This window comes from Hyalangium minutum (genome assembly GCF_000737315.1).
GTDB classification, from domain to species: Bacteria; Myxococcota; Myxococcia; order Myxococcales; family Myxococcaceae; genus Hyalangium; species Hyalangium minutum.
The window spans coordinates 517,891-533,944 of record NZ_JMCB01000006.1 but is presented as its reverse complement, the minus strand read 5'-3'; the positions used below and the strand labels follow the sequence as shown (position 1 = coordinate 533,944).

Sequence of the window (16,054 nt, the reverse complement as noted above, 5' to 3'; positions counted from 1 at the left end):
GCGACCAGGGCCGGCGCCAATGGAGCGCCGGGCTTGGTGGGAGGAAGGGCCATGAGCCGGAAGCAGAACGGACAGGGGAAGGGCAGCATGTACCTGCGCGCAGTTCCCTCAGTCCGAGCCCTGCCAGGGAAGGGCGGCGAGGACGCATCCACACCCGAGTGGATCGATGTGACGGTGATGCCGGCGGAGAATCCCGCGCCGCGCAGCCGTGCCCCACGCGAGGTGGCGCAAAGCCGGGCGGCCGTCTACCAGGCCGGCCTGCAGGAGAGCGCGCGCTTTCGCGACGACTTCATGCGCTGGCTGGAATCACACAAGCTCTTAGGGGCCGTGCGGGCCATCAGCGAGCCGGGCGGATCTCTGCCCATGCTGACGGTGCGGTGTGCGCCGCGCGTCCTGGAGCAGCTGCGTCGTGCCCCTGAGTTCGAGGCCGGCGCGACCATGTCCCTCGAGCTGCACTCGTAGATTGCAGGGCATGCCGTGTCGGAGGCGTCCTGCCTTGTGACGCCGGATGTGTCTGCGCAGCTCTCATGACACCGGCACCTCTTCTCGCGCCTTCCCGAATAAACTAGGAACTCAGGATTGTCCCGGCAACCTGCACCACTGGCGTGGGTCGAAAAAGCCCGTCAATCCTTAGACATCTGAGAAAATTGTTTGTTCTCGGGAGGACGGCGAAGTCTCTCGGTTCATGAGACGGCCGATCGACCGATAGGAAGGCGAGGGCCAGCCTGCCCGGCTGCTCCAGAGGGAGCCGCACGAGGGATGGCCCCGTCCCCAGACGGCCTTAGAACGCGAGGCCGCCGTCCACATCGATGGTGCGGCCGTTGAAGTAGTCGCACTCGAGGACGAACTTCACGGCGACCCAGATGTCCTCGGGCAGGCCAATGCGGCCCACGGGGATGTTGGCGACCAGGGCGTCACGGGCCTTCTGGTTCATGCCCTGAGTCATGGGCGTCTCGATCATTCCGGGGGCGATGGCGCCCACGCGGATGCCGAACGGAGCGAACTCCTTGGACCAGGTGACGGTGTTGGCGGCGAGGGCGGCCTTGGCGGAGACGTAGTTGGACTGGCCGCGGTTACCGTGGCGGGCGATGGAGGACATGTTGACGATGACGCCGGGCTTCTGCTCGGTCTCCACCATCTTGGCGACCACCTCGCGCACCATGAAGGTGGCGCCCGTGAGGTTGACGCCGATGACGGCGTTCCAGTCGGCGGTGCTGAGCTTCTTCACCTGGCCCGTGGTCTTGTCCTTCTTCACGAGCAGGGCGTCGCGGAGGATGCCGGCGTTGTTGATGAGGCCGTTGAGGCCGCCCATGGCCTGGTGGGCCCAGCTGACGAAGGCGATACAGTCCTCCTCGTTGGAGACGTCGAGCCGGCGGCGGTGGATGCCCGCGGGGAGGGCGGCAAGCTTCTCCTCGCTGATGTCACCCACGGCCACCTGGGCGCCGGCCTCGTGGAGCCGCTGAGCGAAGTGGGCGCCCATGCCTTGGGCACCGCCCGTCACCACCACCTTCAGGTCCTTCAGCTGCATGTGCATCTCTCCTGGTGAGTGCGGCGGCGCGAAAGCCCGGCCGCCGTGAAAAGCGGCGCGGAGGGTACGCCCAACAGCGGGGGGCTGGAAAGGGGGGAGGCGTATGAAACCTGAATCGACCTTCAACTTCCCATGAGCAGGGTTGCTCTCCCACATGAGCCGCTGCGGGCTCAGGGCTTGGGAGTGGGGGCGGACGGTTTCGGGGTGGCCGGGGCGGCGCTCCGGGTGGCGTGAGCGTAGACGGCCCGGGAGATGTCCACGATGAGGGAGCGGGCCACCTTCTCGTCAGGGATGCCGCTGGTGAGGACGACGAGGACGTAGGGTGCGCGGCCGGAGGGGTAGATGATGGCCGCGTCATGGAGGACGCCGGAGATCTGCCCCGTCTTGTGGGCCACGCGGGTGCTTGGGGGCAGGCCGGCGGGGATTTCTTCGTTCAGCTCCTGGGCAAGGAGGATGGAGCGCATGGCCTCGGTGGAGCGGTCGGAGGCGGCCTTGCCCCGCTCGATGGCGGCGAGCAGCGTGGCGAGGTCCTTGGCGGTGGCGGTGTTGTTGAGGCCCTGTTGGTAGGCCTTGCCGTCCTCGACGCCGCGCAGCACGGTCATCTGCTGTGCGCCGAGGGTGCGCAGGGTCTGCGTAGCGCGCTTGGCGTCCACAAGCGCGATGACGGAGTTGGTGGCGAGGTTGCTCGAGCGGGTGATCATCCGCTGGATGAGCTCGCGCGCGGGCACGGACTTGCCGAGCTGTTCATAAAGGGCGGCGTCCTCATCTTCCTTGGGATCCAGCGCGTAGGGCGAGCCATCGACAATGGAGCGGAACTGGTTGACGAGGGGGATGGGCTGGTCGAGCGAGAGCGTTCCGGCATCCACCTGCCGGAAGAACTCGACCATGACAGGGACCTTCATGGTGCTGGCGGCGTGGAAGGATCGGTCGGCCTCGATGAGGACGCTGTCCTTGAGGTCTCCGAGGTCTTGGTAGACGACGGCGACGGAGGCTCCCTTCACCTGGATGATGCGCTGCTGCAGAGAGCCGCGGAGGGCATCGGAGCCCGAGGGACTGGCCGTGAGCAGGACAAGCAGAACGGTCTGGAGCATGGGGGGATAGTGGAGGCGAGGGGCGCTGAGCCTATGTCCCCGTGAGAAGAGGAAACCACCCACCGCCTATGACGCAGGGGGCCATGGATTCCAGCCACGGAGGTTTTGACAAGCCCCGCGGCAGGGTGCTACCCGTACATGAAACATGAATCGCCCTTCAACTTCATCCGACCGGATGCTCCCCGTGACGCCCCGAGGCCAGAAGACGCGCCAGAAGCTGCTGCGGGCGGCCGAGGTCATCTTCGGGGAGAAGGGCTACGAGCGCGCGTCCATCGCGGATATTACCCGAAAGAGCGGCGTCGCGCTCGGCACCTTCTACGTTTACTTCCCGGACAAGCAGTCCATCTTCGTGGAAGTCGTGGACGAGCTGGGCGAGCGCCTCCGCCGCCTCATCGCCGAGTCCGTGAAGGGCGTCACCGACCGCATCGAGGTGGAGCGCGAGGGCCTGCGCGCCTTCTTCGAGTTTGCCCGCGAGCACCCCAACCTCTACCGCGTGGTCCGCCAGGCCGAGTTCGTCGACGAGGAGTGCTACCGGCGCTACTACGACCGCTTCGCCCGGGGCTACGTGCGCGGCCTCACCCAGGCCATGGAGAACGGGGAGATCCGCCGCATGGACCCAGAGGCGCTCGCCTACTGCCTGATGGGCATCGGTGACTTCCTCGGGATGCGCTGGGTCATCTGGGAGGAGGATCCCGGCCTGGAGCGCGTGCTGGACGCCGCCATGGACCTGATCAGCCACGGCCTGGATCCGCGCCCCCCGTCCCGCCCGGGCAAGAGCAGCGCGAAGTCCTCTTCTTCTTCCACGAAGCGCGGCACCAAGACCGCGCGCAACACCGTCCGGAGCACTGCATCATGAGATACGCGCAAATCCTCTCCACCGGGCGCTACGTTCCCGAGAAGGTCATCACCAACGCCGAGATGGACCGCATCGTCGGCGAGCCCGTGGGCGACTGGCTCGTGCAGAACGTGGGCATCCGTGAGCGCCACATCATGGCGGATGATCAGGCCACCTCGGACCTGTGCGTCGCCGCAGCGCGCCAGGCGCTCCAGCGCGCGGGCACCAAGCCGGAGGAACTGGACCTCATCATCGTCGCCACGGATACGCCGGACTACCTCAGCCCGGCCACCTCGTCGGTGGTGCAGGCCAAGCTGGGTGCGGTGAACGCGGGCACGTACGACCTCAACTGCGCCTGCGCCGGGTGGGTGACGGCGCTGGACGTGGCCAGCAAGACCATCGCCGCGGACGAGAGCTACAAGCGCATCCTCGTGCTGGGCGCGTACGGGATGTCGCGCTACATCAACTGGAAGGACAAGAAGACCTGCACGCTCTTCGCGGACGGCGCGGGCGCGGTGGTGCTGGGCGCGAGCGACAAGCCCGGCTTCATGGGCGCCCGCCTGCTGGCCAACGGCGAGTACCACGACGCGCTCGGCGTCTACACCGGCGGCACCTTCCGCCCAGCCACCGCCGAGAACATTGCCCTGACCAACGGCAAGCCCGCGGTGCAGTTCGTCCGCAAGTTCCCCTCCACCTTCAACACCGAGCGCTGGCCGCAGCTGCTGGACATCCTGCTCAAGCGCGCCGGGCTGGAGCTGAAGGACGTGAACCAGTTCGTCTTCACCCAGCTGAACCTGCGCACCATCGAGGCCACCATGAAGGTGCTCGGCCAGCCGATGGAGAAGGCGCACTACACCATGGACAAGTGGGGTTACACGGGCTCGGCCTGCATCCCAATGACGCTCGACGACGCGGTCGAGCAGGGCAAGGTGAGGCGCGGGGACCTGGTGGCCTTCTGTGCCAGCGGCGGCGGCCTCTCCATGGCCTCCGCTCTCTACCGCTGGACGGCCTGAGAGCCGCACGGCGCCTGTCGCACCGATCTGGGGAGGAGCGCGCATGTTCATCGGCGACTGGATGGGCCGGGGAGCGTTGTACTGGCCAGAGCAGATGGCGGTGGTGGACGTGGCCAAGGGCGAGGCCGGCCGCTTCACCTACCGTGCGCTCAATGCCCGCGCCGAGGCGCTGGGCGGGTGGCTGCGCGACGTGGCGGGCGTGAAGCGCGGGGACCGGGTGGGCCTGGTGGCCCACAACGGCGTGGAGTACCTGGACCTGCTCTTCGCCTGCGGGAAGATCGGCGCCATCTTCGTCCCCTACAACTGGCGGCTGCATGCCCAGGAGCTGGCGGAGTCGGTGAAGGACACCACGCCGCGCGTGCTCTTCTTCGGTGACGACTTCCGCGACAACGTGGGCCAGGTGCAGGAGCGCTTCGGCGACAGCCTGCGGCTGGTGCACCTGGAGACGAAGAGCCTGCCCCGGAGCATGCCGTACGCGGAGACGCTGCTGCACCGGCCCACCGCGCCGGTGACGAACGAGCAGGTGAGCCAGGAGGACATCCTCTGCCTGCTCTTCACCGGCGGCACCACGGGGCGCTCCAAGGGCGCGATGGTCTCCTACCGCATGGTGGCGTGGAACACGCTCAACACGCTGGTCCACGAGGTGCGGCCCGGCGACGTCACCATCACCCACACGCCCATGTTCCACACGGGCGGGCTGCTGGTGTACTCGGTGCCGCTGCTCACCGTGGGCGGCACTGTCGTCATCATGCGCCGGTGGGACCCCGAGGAGCTGCTGAAGCTCATCCAGAGCGAGAAGGTGACGCTGTTCTTCGCGGTGCCCACGCAGTACCAGCAGCTCCACGACTCGCCGAGCTTCCGCGCCACGAACTTCTCCACCGTGCGCTTCATGACGAGCGGTGGCGCGCCCATGCCCGTGCCGCTCATCCAGGCGTGGCAGGCCGTGCACTCGGTGCCCTTCAAGCAGGGCTTCGGGATGACGGAGTTCGGCCCGGGCCTCTTCAGCATGGGCCCGGAGTTCGCCATCTCCAAGGCGGGCTCCATTGGCCGGCCCAACTACTTCGTCGACGCACGGCTGGTGGATGACGACGGCCGCGAGGTGCCGGTGGGCGGGGTGGGCGAGCTCGTCCTCAAGGGGCCGTCCATGTGCTCCGGCTACTTCAACGACGAGGCCGCCACGAAGGAGAGCATCGACGCTCAGGGCTGGTTCCACACGGGAGACCTGGCGCGCCGCGACGCGGACGGCTTCTTCACCATCGCCGGACGCAAGAAGGACATGTTCATCTCCGGCGGAGAGAACGTGTACCCGTTGGAGCTGGAGTCCGTGCTCTACGAGCACCCCGCCGTGCAGCAGTGCGCGGTGATTGGCGTGCCGGATGCGAAGTGGGGCGAGGTCGGCCGTGCGTTCGTGGTGCTCAAGCCCGGCACTGCCGCCACCTCGGAGGAGCTGCTGACGCACCTGCGCGAGCGGGTGGCGCGCTTCAAGGTGCCCAAGAAGGTGGAGCTGATGGAGCGCCTGCCGGTGTCGCCGGCGGGGAAGATCCTCAAGCGGGAGCTGAGGGAGGCCGCCATCGCGGCAGACGCGCGCGGCCCGTCGTAGCTCGAGCAGTTCGCAGAGTTTCGTGGGGGGCTCGCGCCGGGGAGCCTCCTGCGTCATGTCATCCCCGGCCGTCCCACCGACGAAGCGAGGAGTGTCTGTATGAAGAGGAAGCTGCTTTCCGCGGTCATGGTGTGTGCGCTGAGCCTCGTGGGCTGCGGTGGCGATGACAAGGAGCCGGAGCCCAACCCCCAGCCCACCCAGAAGTTCGACACGCCGGCCAAGATCCAGGCGCACCTCGAGGGCAAGACGCTGGTGATGGAGGGCGTCAACGTCCCCAGCCACCCGAACGGCCTCAACGAGGACACCAACTACGGCAGCGCCTCGCAGTGCTACGAGAAGGTCTCCATGAACGTCTCGGGCGGCAACTTTGCCGTCACCAGCACCCTGGGCACCCTGCGCAACGCCGCCACCGTGGGCGCCACGGGCGAGTGTGAGCCGGTGGCTGCGGGCACCCCGCTGAGCTTCACCTCCACCGCCGTCCTTATCGAGAACGTGCAGGGTGACGGCGAGTGTTTCGACATCAGCGTGACGTACCCGAGCTTCAAGCAGGTGGGCCGCGGCAAGCTGAGCGACGGGGGCAACACGCTGACGCTGGAGCTCTACTTCGAGAACCAGGCAGTTGGCGCCACCTGCGCGGCGGGCGCGGTAGGCTCGACGGGCGTCAAGGTCAACAACGTCGACTTCACGGGCAACTCGAAGCAGGTCTACACGGTGCTGACGGCGCTGCCGTCGTTCGACACGGCGGAGAAGATCAAGGCGCTCCTGGAGGGCAAGAAGCTGGTGATGGAGGGCGCCAACATCCCCAGCCACCCGAACGGCTTCAACGAGGACACCAACTACGGCAGCGCCACGCAGTGCTACACGAAGTCGGAGATGACCGTGTCGGGTGGCAACCTGGCGGTGACCAGCAACCTGGGCACCCTGCGGGATGCTCCCAATGTGGGCAACACCGGCACGTGCGATCACACGGTGGTCTCGGGCACTCCGCTGAGCTTCACCTCCACCGCCGTCCTCATCGAGAACGTGAAGTCGAACGGCGCGTGCTTCGACATCAGCGTGACGTACCCGAGCTTCAAGCAGGCGGGGCGCGGCAAGCTGTCCGGTGACGGCAAGACGCTGACGCTGGAGATCTTCTTCGAGAACCAGGCGGTGGGCGCCAACTGCGCGGCGGGCGTGGTGGGCTCCCGGACGGTGAAGCTCAACAACGCGGACTTCACGGGCAACGCGCGTCAGGTCTACGCGGTCTCTGCGGCGCAGTAGTGCACCCGCGCACCCGCGCGGCCCTGTCTTCCATTCATTCCCGAGGGGTTTATGACGTGGTGGTCGAAGGCTGAAGCAGGCAGGGCCCTGCGGGGTGGCGCGACGGCGCTCGCCCTGGCAGCGGCCGGGTTCTCGCTCTCCGCGAGCGCGAGCCCGACGACGGTCCCCGGCGCGTACTATCCGAAGTGGCAGGATGAGAAGGACCGCGAGAAGGACGCAGAGCCTCGCGAGTTCGTGCTCATCAACTACTTCTTCTCGCGCGCCACGTTCACCAACCAGATCGGCGACCCGAGCGGCCTGAAGGGCGTGGCGCTCGGGCCCATCGGCAACCTGGCCGGCAGCGCGGTGCGCGTGGAGGACCTGAAGGCGTACTACATCGAGCAGCGCTGGATTCCGGTCATCGAGTACAGCCCGTGGTTCGTGGACGGGCTGGCCAGCTTCCGCGCCCAGTTCGAGGTGGACTTCCTCTGGGGCCGCGCCGCCAACACCATCCAGCCCAACGAGGGCGGTGGCTTCAACGCGGATCAGGTCAACATCCAGACGAAGAACGTCAACGTCGCGTTCTACCCGTTCCGCGACCCGACCAAGCTGACGCTGCTCATCGGCGCTCAGCCCGTCTACGACGCCATCTTCGACCCGACGCGCACGCCCCTCAACGACATCATCCGCACGGGCTACAAGCTGACCTTCCTGGGCAGCGACGCGACGGGCCTGTCCATCTTCAGCAGCTACAAGGGCAACGCCAAGCTGAGCCTGCTGCCCCTGGGCACCGCGCAGGCGGACAAGGCGCTCGAGGATGACCCGCGGCTGAAGTACATCTGGCTCATCACCGGGGACTACTCGTACCCGATCCAGCCCGGCACCAGCGTGGGCGTCTCCGCGTGGGCGCTGCGCGACGACACCAAGGGCGACGCCTTCGCCTTCGAGGGTCTGGTGAAGAGCGGTCCCTCGTCCACGGGCCTGGGCAGCTTCACGGGCACCCCGCGCTTCAACATCGACCGGCCCTCGGGCACGGTGTTCTGGGTGGGCGCGAACTTCCACCACAACATCGACTTCCGCACCGGCCGCCTCGGGGCCTCCGGCTTCGTCATGTACAACGGGGGCAAGTACACCAGCAGCAACGAGGACACCGCCCTCAACCCCGAGGTGAGCATCAGCGGCCTCTCCGCCAACGCGGAGGTGCTCTACAACTGGGGCCGTACTCCCAATGACGTGGTGTCGCTCGAGGGCATCTACACCACGGGCGACGACGACCTGTCCGACGGAAAGTACAAGGGCGCCTTCACCCTCAACATGTACGGCCTGCCAGGCGCGGTGTGGTTCAACCACAAGACGCTCCTGCTGTTCCCCTTCACCAGCACGGCCAACAACTACACGGGCGCGGTGACGGACATCTCCAACCAGGGCTACGGCCTGCGCGCCGCCATCGCCGCGGGCTCGATGGACCTCATCCCCAACAAGCTGAACCTGAAGCTGGGGGCGGCCATGGCCTCGGCCAATGCGTCGCCGATACGCTGGAATCCGGACGTGCGCCGCGGGCGCTTCATCGGCGCCGAGGTGAACGCGGAGCTGAAGTACAACATCCGCTACCTCATGACCGTGGGCCTGCACACCGGCTACATGTTCAAGGGCAGCTTCTACGACGGGGCGGAGCGCGTCACCTCCAACCCCTTCGCGGCCTTCACCACCTTCACCTGGTACGCGTTCTGATCATGACGACTCCTCGCGCCTCGGTCCTGATTCTCTGCGCCGTGCTCGCCTCGGGTTGTGTCCGCTCGTACCGGGACCAGCCGCCGCTGCCCTTCCAGGAGTTCCCCTACACCTCGCCCCAGGGGCAGGCGTGGCCGCTCAAGCGCATCCCGCTGCCGAAGACGGCGGAGACGTACGGCGTGGCCACCGTCCCTGAGGTGGCCTACGTGGAGCTCAACCCCGAGGGCCAGCGCACGCTGGTCTTCATCCACGGGCTGGGCTCGTACCTGAAGTTCTGGCGCTACCAGCTGGATGCCTTCGCCGCCCAGGGCTACCGCGTCATCGCCGTGGACTTGCCGGGCTACGGCAAGTCCGACAAGCCGGGCACGTTCCCGTACACCATGGAGGCCATGGCGGACGCGGTGCGCGAGGTGGTGCAGACGCTCGGCATCCAGAAGCCCGTGCTGGTGGGGCACTCCATGGGCGGGCAGACGGCGCTCTCCTACGCCATCCGCTACCCGGAGGAGCCGGGCGCGCTGGTGCTCACCTCGCCCGCCGGCTTCGAGAAGTTCTCCTGGAAGGAGAAGGCGTGGCTCACGCGCGCCTTCAGCACCACGCTCATCAAGTCCTCGCCCGAGTACGGCATCTGGGGCAGCGTGCGGCAGTCCAACTTCGCCCGCTGGCGCCCGGAGCTGGAGTGGCTCATCGAGGAGCGCGTGCGCGTGGTGGCCACGCCGGACTTCGACGCGTACGCCTACGCCAACGTGAGGACGGTGGACGGGCTGGCCCACGACGACTTCGTGCGCGACAGCCTCAAGTCCATCCAGGCGCCAGCGATCATCGTCTTCGGCGAGGATGACCGGCTCATCCCCAACCCGTTCATGCACGGTGGCCGGGCCCGGGAGGTCATGGAGTACGGCCACGCCAACATCAAAGGGTCCGAGCTCGTGGGGTTGGAGCGCTGCGGCCACTCGGTGCAGCTCGATTGCCCTCAGGAGTACAACGACGCGGTGAGCGCGTTCTTGAAGAAGCTCCCGGCCAGTGGGGGAGGGGAGCCGCAGCAACAAGTCCCGCCGACGACCCACACGCCTTGAGGCGGGCGCAGGGGGTGCCTCGCGGAAGGGGAGCCATCGTGGCACCCCCTCCGCGGGAGCGTGTTACGGAATGACGTTCCTCTTCACCATGCTGTACTGCACGGCCGCCGTCTGATCCTTCACGCCGAAGTGGCCGTACGGATAACCGGAGTACACCTTCTCGCCCGTCTGCCCGGGGATGCGCGAGGTGTAGTCGTAGTAGACGACGTTGTTGTAGCCGATGATCTCATCGTCCGTGGACCAGATGCTGTAGCGGTAGGCGCCCTCGTACTTGCTGGTGGACATCAGGTTCTCCAGGTACGCCGAGCGGCCCGAGACGCCGAGGCCGTTCCAATAGCCCGGATACAGACCGTTGGTGGCGCCGCAGGTGGGCGTGGAGCCTCCCGTCTGGTAGCAGCTCACCAGGCCCCGGTTGCCGCCCGCGATGCCGACGAACGTGTCCACCTTCCCGGTGAGCGACGGGCCGATGTTGTACTGGCCGCCCTCCAGCGAGTCGGTCGCGGTGCCGCCGAGGATGGCCTTGCGTGCCAGCGTCACGCCCATGGAGTGCGAGATGATGTCCACCTTGGCCGCGCCCGTGTACGCCAGCACCGCCTCGATGAGCTTGCGGACCTTCATCACGTACGTCTTCGAGTGGTACTGGTACGCCGACATCGAGGCGTCCGCCGGGCCCCACGTCGTCGCATACAGCTCGCTCGTCTTGTAGCCGTTGGCCAGGAAGTAATCGATGGAGGCGTTCCAGCCTGACTGGCCCGCCGTGCCCGTGCCGATGGCCTTGTCCGAGTTGCCGTGGATGAAGATGACCGGCTGGTTCACCACCGTGTCCGTGCCGCTGGCCTTGCCGCCGTAGCTGCCGCCCACGAGATCCGCGCGCACCAGGTTGTACGAGTCATAGCCATTGGCCGACAGCCACGTGCGGAAGTGCGAGGTGAAGCCCGACGTCGAAGCTGCCTGCTCCTGTGTAGCCAGCTCCGTCGTGGGAGCCTCGGTCACAACCTCGGCCGGCTCCAGGCCCTCACCACATCCAGCGGACAACGAGCCCAGGCACAGCGCACCCATCAGCGACAGGGAAGAGCGCAGACGCATCTTGGTTCTCCTTGAATTGGGGGATCGCCTGCTCGCGCAGTGAGCAGGCGTACCGCGCAGTGTACGGGCTTCGCCCGCGAACACAGTCAGGCAAATGGACGCAAGTTGAAGGGTGATTCACCTATGCAGTGCGTCATGGAGAAAAGGTGAAGGTTGATTCAGTTTCGCAATGCGTCATCAGCCATAATGCGCGCCGCATGTCAGCACGTCAGGTGGTCATCCATCGGCCAGGGGGATACGAGCGGCTCACCCGCGAGCCGCTGGCCATTCCGATTCCGAAGGCCGGAGAGGTGGTGGTCGCCACCGAGGCGATTGGCGTCAACTACGCGGACTGTGTCATCCGCATGGGCCTCTATGCCTCCGCCCAGGAGTTCGTGGGCTGGCCCATCACGCCGGGCTTCGAGTTCGCGGGCACCGTCGCCGCGGTGGGAGAGGGCGTCTCGGATCTCCAGCAGGGCGAGAAGGTGTTCGGGGTGACGTTGTTCGGTGGCTACTCCACCCACGTCGCGGTGCCCCGGCATCAGCTCTTCCGGCTGCCGTCGCGGCTCGATGCGGCGCAGGCCGCGGGGTTCCCCGCCGTGTTCCTCACCGCGTACTTCGCGCTCTTCGAGCTGGCGCACCCACACCCGGGCGCGAACATCCTCGTGCACTCGGCGGCCGGTGGCGTGGGAAGCGCGCTCGTGCAGCTCGGGAGGCTCGCGGGGTGCCGGGTGGTGGGCGTCGTCGGCAGCTCACACAAGGTGGAGACGGCGCGCGCCATGGGTGCGGACGTCGTCATCGACAAGTCCCGCGAGGACCTGTGGAAGGCGGCGGAGGCGGCCTCACCCCGAGGCTATGACGTCGTGCTCGATGCCAACGGTGTCGCCACCCTCCGGCAGAGCTACGCGCACCTGGCCTCGCCCGGGAAGCTCGTCATCTATGGCTTCCACTCGATGATGCCGCGCCAGGGCGGCCGGCCGAACTGGCTGAAGCTCGCCTGGGACTGGCTGCGCACTCCCCGCTACAACCCGCTCACGCTCACCAACGACAACACCAGCGTGCTCGCCTTCAACCTCTCCTATCTGTTCGAGCAGCGCGGCATCCTCTCCGAGGCCATGCAGCGCCTGCTTGCCTGGTTGGAGGAGGGCAAGCTGACCGCGCCGCCGGTGACGCGGTTCCCGCTCGATCAGGTGGCCGAGGCCCACCGCGCCATCGAGTCGGGCACCACCGTGGGCAAGCTGGTCCTGGTGCCCTGATTAGGACGAACCCTCAGGCCGATGATATCAACCCGCTGCTGAAGTCCCCGCGAAACGCCCCATGAAATTCCTGCGTGATCTGCGCTCGGTCCTGACCCTGACGGTGCTCGTTGCCGGCCTCGGTTACTTCGTCGATCTCTTCGACATCACCCTGTTTGGCGTGCTGCGCGTCTCCTCGCTCAGGGAGCTGGGGCTCTCCGACGCGGAGATCACCAACAAGGGCGCCTTCATCTACAACTGCCAGATGGTGGGGATGATGGTCGGCGGCCTCATCTGGGGCGTGATCGCCGACAAGAAGGGCCGCCTGTCGGTGATGTTCGGCTCCATCCTCCTGTACTCGTTCTCCAACCTCGCCAATGCCTTCGCGTGGGATGTGACGAGCTACGCGGCGTGCCGCTTCCTGGGCGGCGTGGGCCTGGCGGGCGAGCTGGGCGCGGCCATCACGCTGGTGGCGGAGTCCCTGCCCAAGGACAAGCGCGGCCTGGGCACCACGGTGGTGGCGACGCTGGGCATGCTGGGCATCGTCGCCGCGTCCTTCGTGGGCCAGCGCCTGCACTGGAAGACGGGCTATTTCACCGGTGGCGTGATGGGGCTGGCGCTCCTGTTCGCGCGCTTCAAGGTCTCGGAGTCCGAGCTCTTCGCCAAGAAGACTCACCCCTCCAGCGCCAATCCCCTGCTGCTGCTGCAGGGCGGACGGCTCCCCAAGTACATCTGGTGCATCCTGATGGGGGTGCCCATCTACTTCACCACCGGAGTGCTCTTCACGTTTGCCCCCGAGCTGACCAAGGGCCTGAACGTCCAGGGGACGGTGACGGCCGGCAATGCCATCCTCTACGGCTCGATCGGCCTGACCATTGGAGACTTGCTGTCGGGTCTGGTCAGCCAGTGGCTCAAGAGCCGCAAGCGGGCGGTGGCCGCGAACCTCATCGTCGGCTTCTGCCTGGTGCTGGTGTACGGGTTCGTCCCGGGGCTCACGAGCACGTTCATCTATGTCCTGAGCTTCTGCATTGGAATCACGGTGGGCTACTGGGCGGTGCTCGTCACCATGGCGGCCGAGCAGTTCGGCACCAACATCCGCGGCACCGTGGCGACGACCGTGCCCAACTTCGTGCGAGGCTCGGCGGCCCTCGTCGTCTTCGGGTTCAATGAGCTGAAGAACCACATCTCCGTCGCGAGCGCGGCGATGACCTTCGGTGCCCTCTGCTTTGGACTGGCCCTCGTGGCGCTCACGCGCCTGGATGAGACGTTCCACCGCGACCTGGACTACGAGGAGAGCGCGGCGGGCGCGAAGGATCCGAAGGCCCAGGCGCTACTCGAATGATCTGCGGCGCCCCAGGGGCCGCTCGGGCTCCTGCTTGGGCGAGGAGAGCGCCGCCAGCACGGGCGTGAGCGCGGTGGCGATGCGCACCGAGCCGGGGAGCATCTGCTGCGCGCGCTGTCCCAGCTTCGCCGCCTCCTCCAGCCGCCCCTGGGCATACAGCACGTCGATGAGCCCGCTCCAGCCATCCTCCAGCACGCTCAGGGCCTTCTCCACGCCCGCGTTCAGGTAGCGCTCGGACGCCTCCGTCGAGCCCTCCACCGCGTAGAGGAAGTAGCCCAGCTCCACCAGCGACGCGGCGGAGCGGTCTGACGCCAGCACGGCCTGTTGCAGGTACCTGCGCGCCTTGTGCATCGCCGCGCGCGCCTCCGCGGGCTCACGGGCGCCGCTCGTCTGCAGCCGCCGGCCCGCCAACAGCAGCGCGGGGACGTACGCGGGGCACGCCTCGAGCGCCTCGTCCAGCAGCTCCAGCGACTCATGCGCCTCGCCCTGCCGCTTCATCCGCGAGGCACGCTTGTGCAGCGTGGCCACCTCGGTCAAGGACACGTGCTGCTTCGGCTTGTGGCGCTTCATGCACCCTTCCCTTCGAGGCCAGACAAACCGGATTTACTCACGGCGCCGAGGGCCAGCTCAACGAAGGGATTCATGACGCAGTGCGAGACAAAGCTGAATCAGGAATCAACTTCGCCCGTATGACGCACTGCAAAGGTGAATCACCTTTCAACTTTATTTGCTCCCGCGTGAGTCTTCTTGGTACTTGGCCGGTGGCGGACAACAGCAAAGGAGCAACGGATGGCGGCACTTCGCAAGGGTGGACGTTTCGCAGTGGCGGTCCTTGGATTGCTCGCGGGGGCCTGCGAGTCCCAGCAGGGAGGAACTGACATCCCCACTCCGGAGGAAGTGGTCGCCTGTCGCGATCGCATCCAGCAGAAGATCGCCGAGGTGCAGGCCGCCGGGATCGACATCGCCAACTGGCCCATCACGGACGCGCCGGAGATGGCGGAGATCACCACCACGGCGGGCCAGACCCAGGCGAATTACCTGGAGTACGACGGCCGCTACCGCCCGCTGACGAACCACCCGGGCTGCTTCACCGACAACCTCTACTACGACAAGGCCAACAAGGCCGGTACCACGCCGTACGTGGACGGCAACAACGACGGCAAGTGGACGGGCGCTACGGCCTTCGGTGGGCCGAACGCCGCCAAGAACTTCATCGACGGCGACAAGGCCAACATCCCCGGCTATCCCTGCGCGGCCAAGGAGTACACCCAGCCGAACGAGGACACCTCCAAGCCCATCGTCATCCTGGTGCACGGTAACTCCACGCGGCCGCACACCTGGGAGAAGTTCCTCCTGCCGCCGGGCATCCCGCCCTCCACGGCCACTGAGAACGTGCAGTTCACCGCGGACTCCACCGAGCGTCTGCAGTTGGCGGAGAAGCTGATCGCGGCGCGCTACCGCGTCATCGCCGTGGACTTCCGCACGGACATCGTCACCAACATCGACCCGGCGGCCAACAACACCACGCAGAATACCGCGGGCAACATCGACCACGGTTGGTCCACCCCGATCCTCCAGGGACTGGTCAAGGCGGTGATGAAGAACAACCCGAACCGCAAGGTGGCCCTCGTCGGTCACTCGCTGGGCGTCACGGTGGTGCGCGATGCGCTGCGCCGCCTGTACGTGGAGTACGCCCAGGGCAAGGCGGACGCCATCAACCCCTTCCCGCACGTGAGCCACGTCATCCTGGGCTCGGGCGCCAACCACGGCGTGTCCACGTATGATCCGCCGAGCGCGCTGTGCGGCAACAACAAGACGATGCGGGGCACCATCGTGTGCGAGATGGGCAGCCGCTCCAACTACGTGCAGACGTACTTCCACAAGCCGCTGAACGGGCCGCGCGATCTGTTTGCCACGCCGTGCGCGGATGGCGACTACGCCTTCGGCAAGACGGGCCAGTGCGAGGGTAACGTGGTGAAGTACTACACCATCACCATGACGGATAAGGAGAAGGGGACCAACTACCAGGACTTCTACGTCTCCGAGGCGGCCTCGCGCATGGACATGGACGGCTGCGTGACGAACAAGCTCACGACGCTCAACGACTACGACACCAGCGGCTACTTCAATAAGGGCTTCATCGCCAACCACTTCGGCTCCATGCGCTCCGAGGCGGGTATGAGCCTGGCGATCCAGTACCTCGCGCAGTAGCTCCCGTTTTCCCCAGAGAAGGGCCCGGCTCTCGCCTCACGAGGGAGCCAGGGCCCGGCTCGACCTCCTTCCCCTCATCTGCAGGCTTGAT

14 protein-coding genes are annotated in these 16,054 nt (G+C 66.8%); 10 read left to right on the top strand and 4 right to left on the bottom strand.

Going from position 1 to position 16,054, the window contains the following annotated elements:
* Nucleotides 1-51 precede the first annotated feature (51 nt).
* Nucleotides 52-462 carry a PopC secretion inhibitor PopD gene (gene popD / locus DB31_RS17685; protein ID WP_044189029.1) on the top strand — a complete coding sequence of 137 codons (411 nt, stop codon included), beginning with the start codon at nt 52-54 and terminating at the stop codon, nt 460-462.
* Nucleotides 463-781: 319 nt separating this feature from the next.
* Here the strand turns inward: popD and DB31_RS17680 are convergent, their stop codons facing one another.
* A complete protein-coding gene (locus DB31_RS17680) occupies nt 782-1,528 on the bottom strand; it encodes an SDR family oxidoreductase (RefSeq protein WP_044189027.1) in 747 nt (248 codons plus the stop codon).
* Nucleotides 1,529-1,698: 170 nt separating this feature from the next.
* Nucleotides 1,699-2,619 carry a serine hydrolase gene (locus DB31_RS17675; RefSeq protein WP_044189024.1) on the bottom strand — a complete coding sequence of 307 codons (921 nt, stop codon included), beginning with the start codon at nt 2,617-2,619 and terminating at the stop codon, nt 1,699-1,701.
* Between the two features lie 145 nt (nt 2,620-2,764).
* Here DB31_RS17675 and DB31_RS17670 point away from each other — a divergent pair, with 145 nt between their 5' ends.
* The 6 genes from DB31_RS17670 to DB31_RS17640 all read left to right on the top strand — a co-directional run bounded on the left by DB31_RS17670 (nt 2,765) and on the right by DB31_RS17640 (nt 10,110).
* Nucleotides 2,765-3,475, top strand: coding sequence for a TetR/AcrR family transcriptional regulator (locus tag DB31_RS17670; protein WP_044189022.1), 711 nt, complete (start codon nt 2,765-2,767; stop codon nt 3,473-3,475).
* Nucleotides 3,472-4,467 (top strand): 3-oxoacyl-ACP synthase III family protein, encoded by a 996-nt coding sequence (locus tag DB31_RS17665; protein ID WP_044189021.1) that lies wholly within the window; start codon nt 3,472-3,474, stop codon nt 4,465-4,467. Before DB31_RS17670 ends, DB31_RS17665 begins: the two co-directional genes overlap by 4 nt.
* Before the next feature lie 43 nt (nt 4,468-4,510).
* Entirely contained in the window at nt 4,511-6,067 is a 1,557-nt protein-coding gene (locus DB31_RS17660; RefSeq protein WP_044189020.1) for an acyl-CoA synthetase, read from the top strand.
* Nucleotides 6,068-6,166: 99 nt separating this feature from the next.
* Complete coding sequence (locus tag DB31_RS49950; RefSeq protein ID WP_063769236.1) at nt 6,167-7,327, top strand: hypothetical protein; 1,161 nt, start codon at nt 6,167-6,169, stop codon at nt 7,325-7,327.
* 51 nt (nt 7,328-7,378) lie between these two features.
* Nucleotides 7,379-9,037, top strand: coding sequence for a hypothetical protein (locus tag DB31_RS17645; protein ID WP_044189016.1), 1,659 nt, complete (start codon nt 7,379-7,381; stop codon nt 9,035-9,037).
* A gap of 2 nt (nt 9,038-9,039) precedes the next feature.
* Nucleotides 9,040-10,110 (top strand): alpha/beta fold hydrolase, encoded by a 1,071-nt coding sequence (locus DB31_RS17640; RefSeq protein ID WP_044189014.1) that lies wholly within the window; start codon nt 9,040-9,042, stop codon nt 10,108-10,110.
* Nucleotides 10,111-10,173: 63 nt separating this feature from the next.
* Here the strand turns inward: DB31_RS17640 and DB31_RS17635 are convergent, their stop codons facing one another.
* Nucleotides 10,174-11,196 (bottom strand): lipase family protein, encoded by a 1,023-nt coding sequence (locus DB31_RS17635; protein WP_044189012.1) that lies wholly within the window; start codon nt 11,194-11,196, stop codon nt 10,174-10,176.
* 197 nt (nt 11,197-11,393) lie between these two features.
* Here DB31_RS17635 and DB31_RS17630 point away from each other — a divergent pair, with 197 nt between their 5' ends.
* Both DB31_RS17630 and DB31_RS17625 read left to right on the top strand, forming a co-directional pair.
* Nucleotides 11,394-12,431, top strand: a complete 1,038-nt coding sequence (locus DB31_RS17630; RefSeq protein ID WP_044189006.1) for a synaptic vesicle VAT-1 family membrane protein — start codon at nt 11,394-11,396, stop codon at nt 12,429-12,431.
* Nucleotides 12,432-12,492: 61 nt separating this feature from the next.
* A complete protein-coding gene (locus DB31_RS17625; protein ID WP_044189003.1) occupies nt 12,493-13,752 on the top strand; it encodes an MFS transporter in 1,260 nt (419 codons plus the stop codon).
* On the opposite strand, the gene DB31_RS17620 is transcribed toward DB31_RS17625, so the two are convergent.
* Complete coding sequence (locus DB31_RS17620) at nt 13,741-14,322, bottom strand: tetratricopeptide repeat protein (RefSeq protein ID WP_044189001.1); 582 nt, start codon at nt 14,320-14,322, stop codon at nt 13,741-13,743. The genes DB31_RS17625 and DB31_RS17620 overlap by 12 nt on opposite strands.
* A 219-nt stretch (nt 14,323-14,541) precedes the next feature.
* Here DB31_RS17620 and DB31_RS17615 point away from each other — a divergent pair, with 219 nt between their 5' ends.
* Nucleotides 14,542-15,963, top strand: coding sequence for an esterase/lipase family protein (locus DB31_RS17615; RefSeq protein WP_157232029.1), 1,422 nt, complete (start codon nt 14,542-14,544; stop codon nt 15,961-15,963).
* Nucleotides 15,964-16,054: the final 91 nt, after the last annotated feature.

Bases quoted from the DNA above. Each gene is read 5' to 3' on its own strand.
- popD (WP_044189029.1), top strand. From the start codon at position 52: ATGAGCCGGAAGCAGAACGGACAGGGGAAGGGCAGCATGTACCTGCGC.
- DB31_RS17680 (WP_044189027.1), bottom strand. From the start codon at position 1,528: ATGCAGCTGAAGGACCTGAAGGTGGTGGTGACGGGCGGTGCCCAAGGC.
- DB31_RS17675 (WP_044189024.1), bottom strand. From the start codon at position 2,619: ATGCTCCAGACCGTTCTGCTTGTCCTGCTCACGGCCAGTCCCTCGGGC.
- DB31_RS17670 (WP_044189022.1), top strand. From the start codon at position 2,765: ATGAATCGCCCTTCAACTTCATCCGACCGGATGCTCCCCGTGACGCCC.
- DB31_RS17665 (WP_044189021.1), top strand. From the start codon at position 3,472: ATGAGATACGCGCAAATCCTCTCCACCGGGCGCTACGTTCCCGAGAAG.
- DB31_RS17660 (WP_044189020.1), top strand. From the start codon at position 4,511: ATGTTCATCGGCGACTGGATGGGCCGGGGAGCGTTGTACTGGCCAGAG.
- DB31_RS49950 (WP_063769236.1), top strand. From the start codon at position 6,167: ATGAAGAGGAAGCTGCTTTCCGCGGTCATGGTGTGTGCGCTGAGCCTC.
- DB31_RS17645 (WP_044189016.1), top strand. From the start codon at position 7,379: ATGACGTGGTGGTCGAAGGCTGAAGCAGGCAGGGCCCTGCGGGGTGGC.
- DB31_RS17640 (WP_044189014.1), top strand. From the start codon at position 9,040: ATGACGACTCCTCGCGCCTCGGTCCTGATTCTCTGCGCCGTGCTCGCC.
- DB31_RS17635 (WP_044189012.1), bottom strand. From the start codon at position 11,196: ATGCGTCTGCGCTCTTCCCTGTCGCTGATGGGTGCGCTGTGCCTGGGC.
- DB31_RS17630 (WP_044189006.1), top strand. From the start codon at position 11,394: ATGTCAGCACGTCAGGTGGTCATCCATCGGCCAGGGGGATACGAGCGG.
- DB31_RS17625 (WP_044189003.1), top strand. From the start codon at position 12,493: ATGAAATTCCTGCGTGATCTGCGCTCGGTCCTGACCCTGACGGTGCTC.
- DB31_RS17620 (WP_044189001.1), bottom strand. From the start codon at position 14,322: ATGAAGCGCCACAAGCCGAAGCAGCACGTGTCCTTGACCGAGGTGGCC.
- DB31_RS17615 (WP_157232029.1), top strand. From the start codon at position 14,542: ATGGCGGCACTTCGCAAGGGTGGACGTTTCGCAGTGGCGGTCCTTGGA.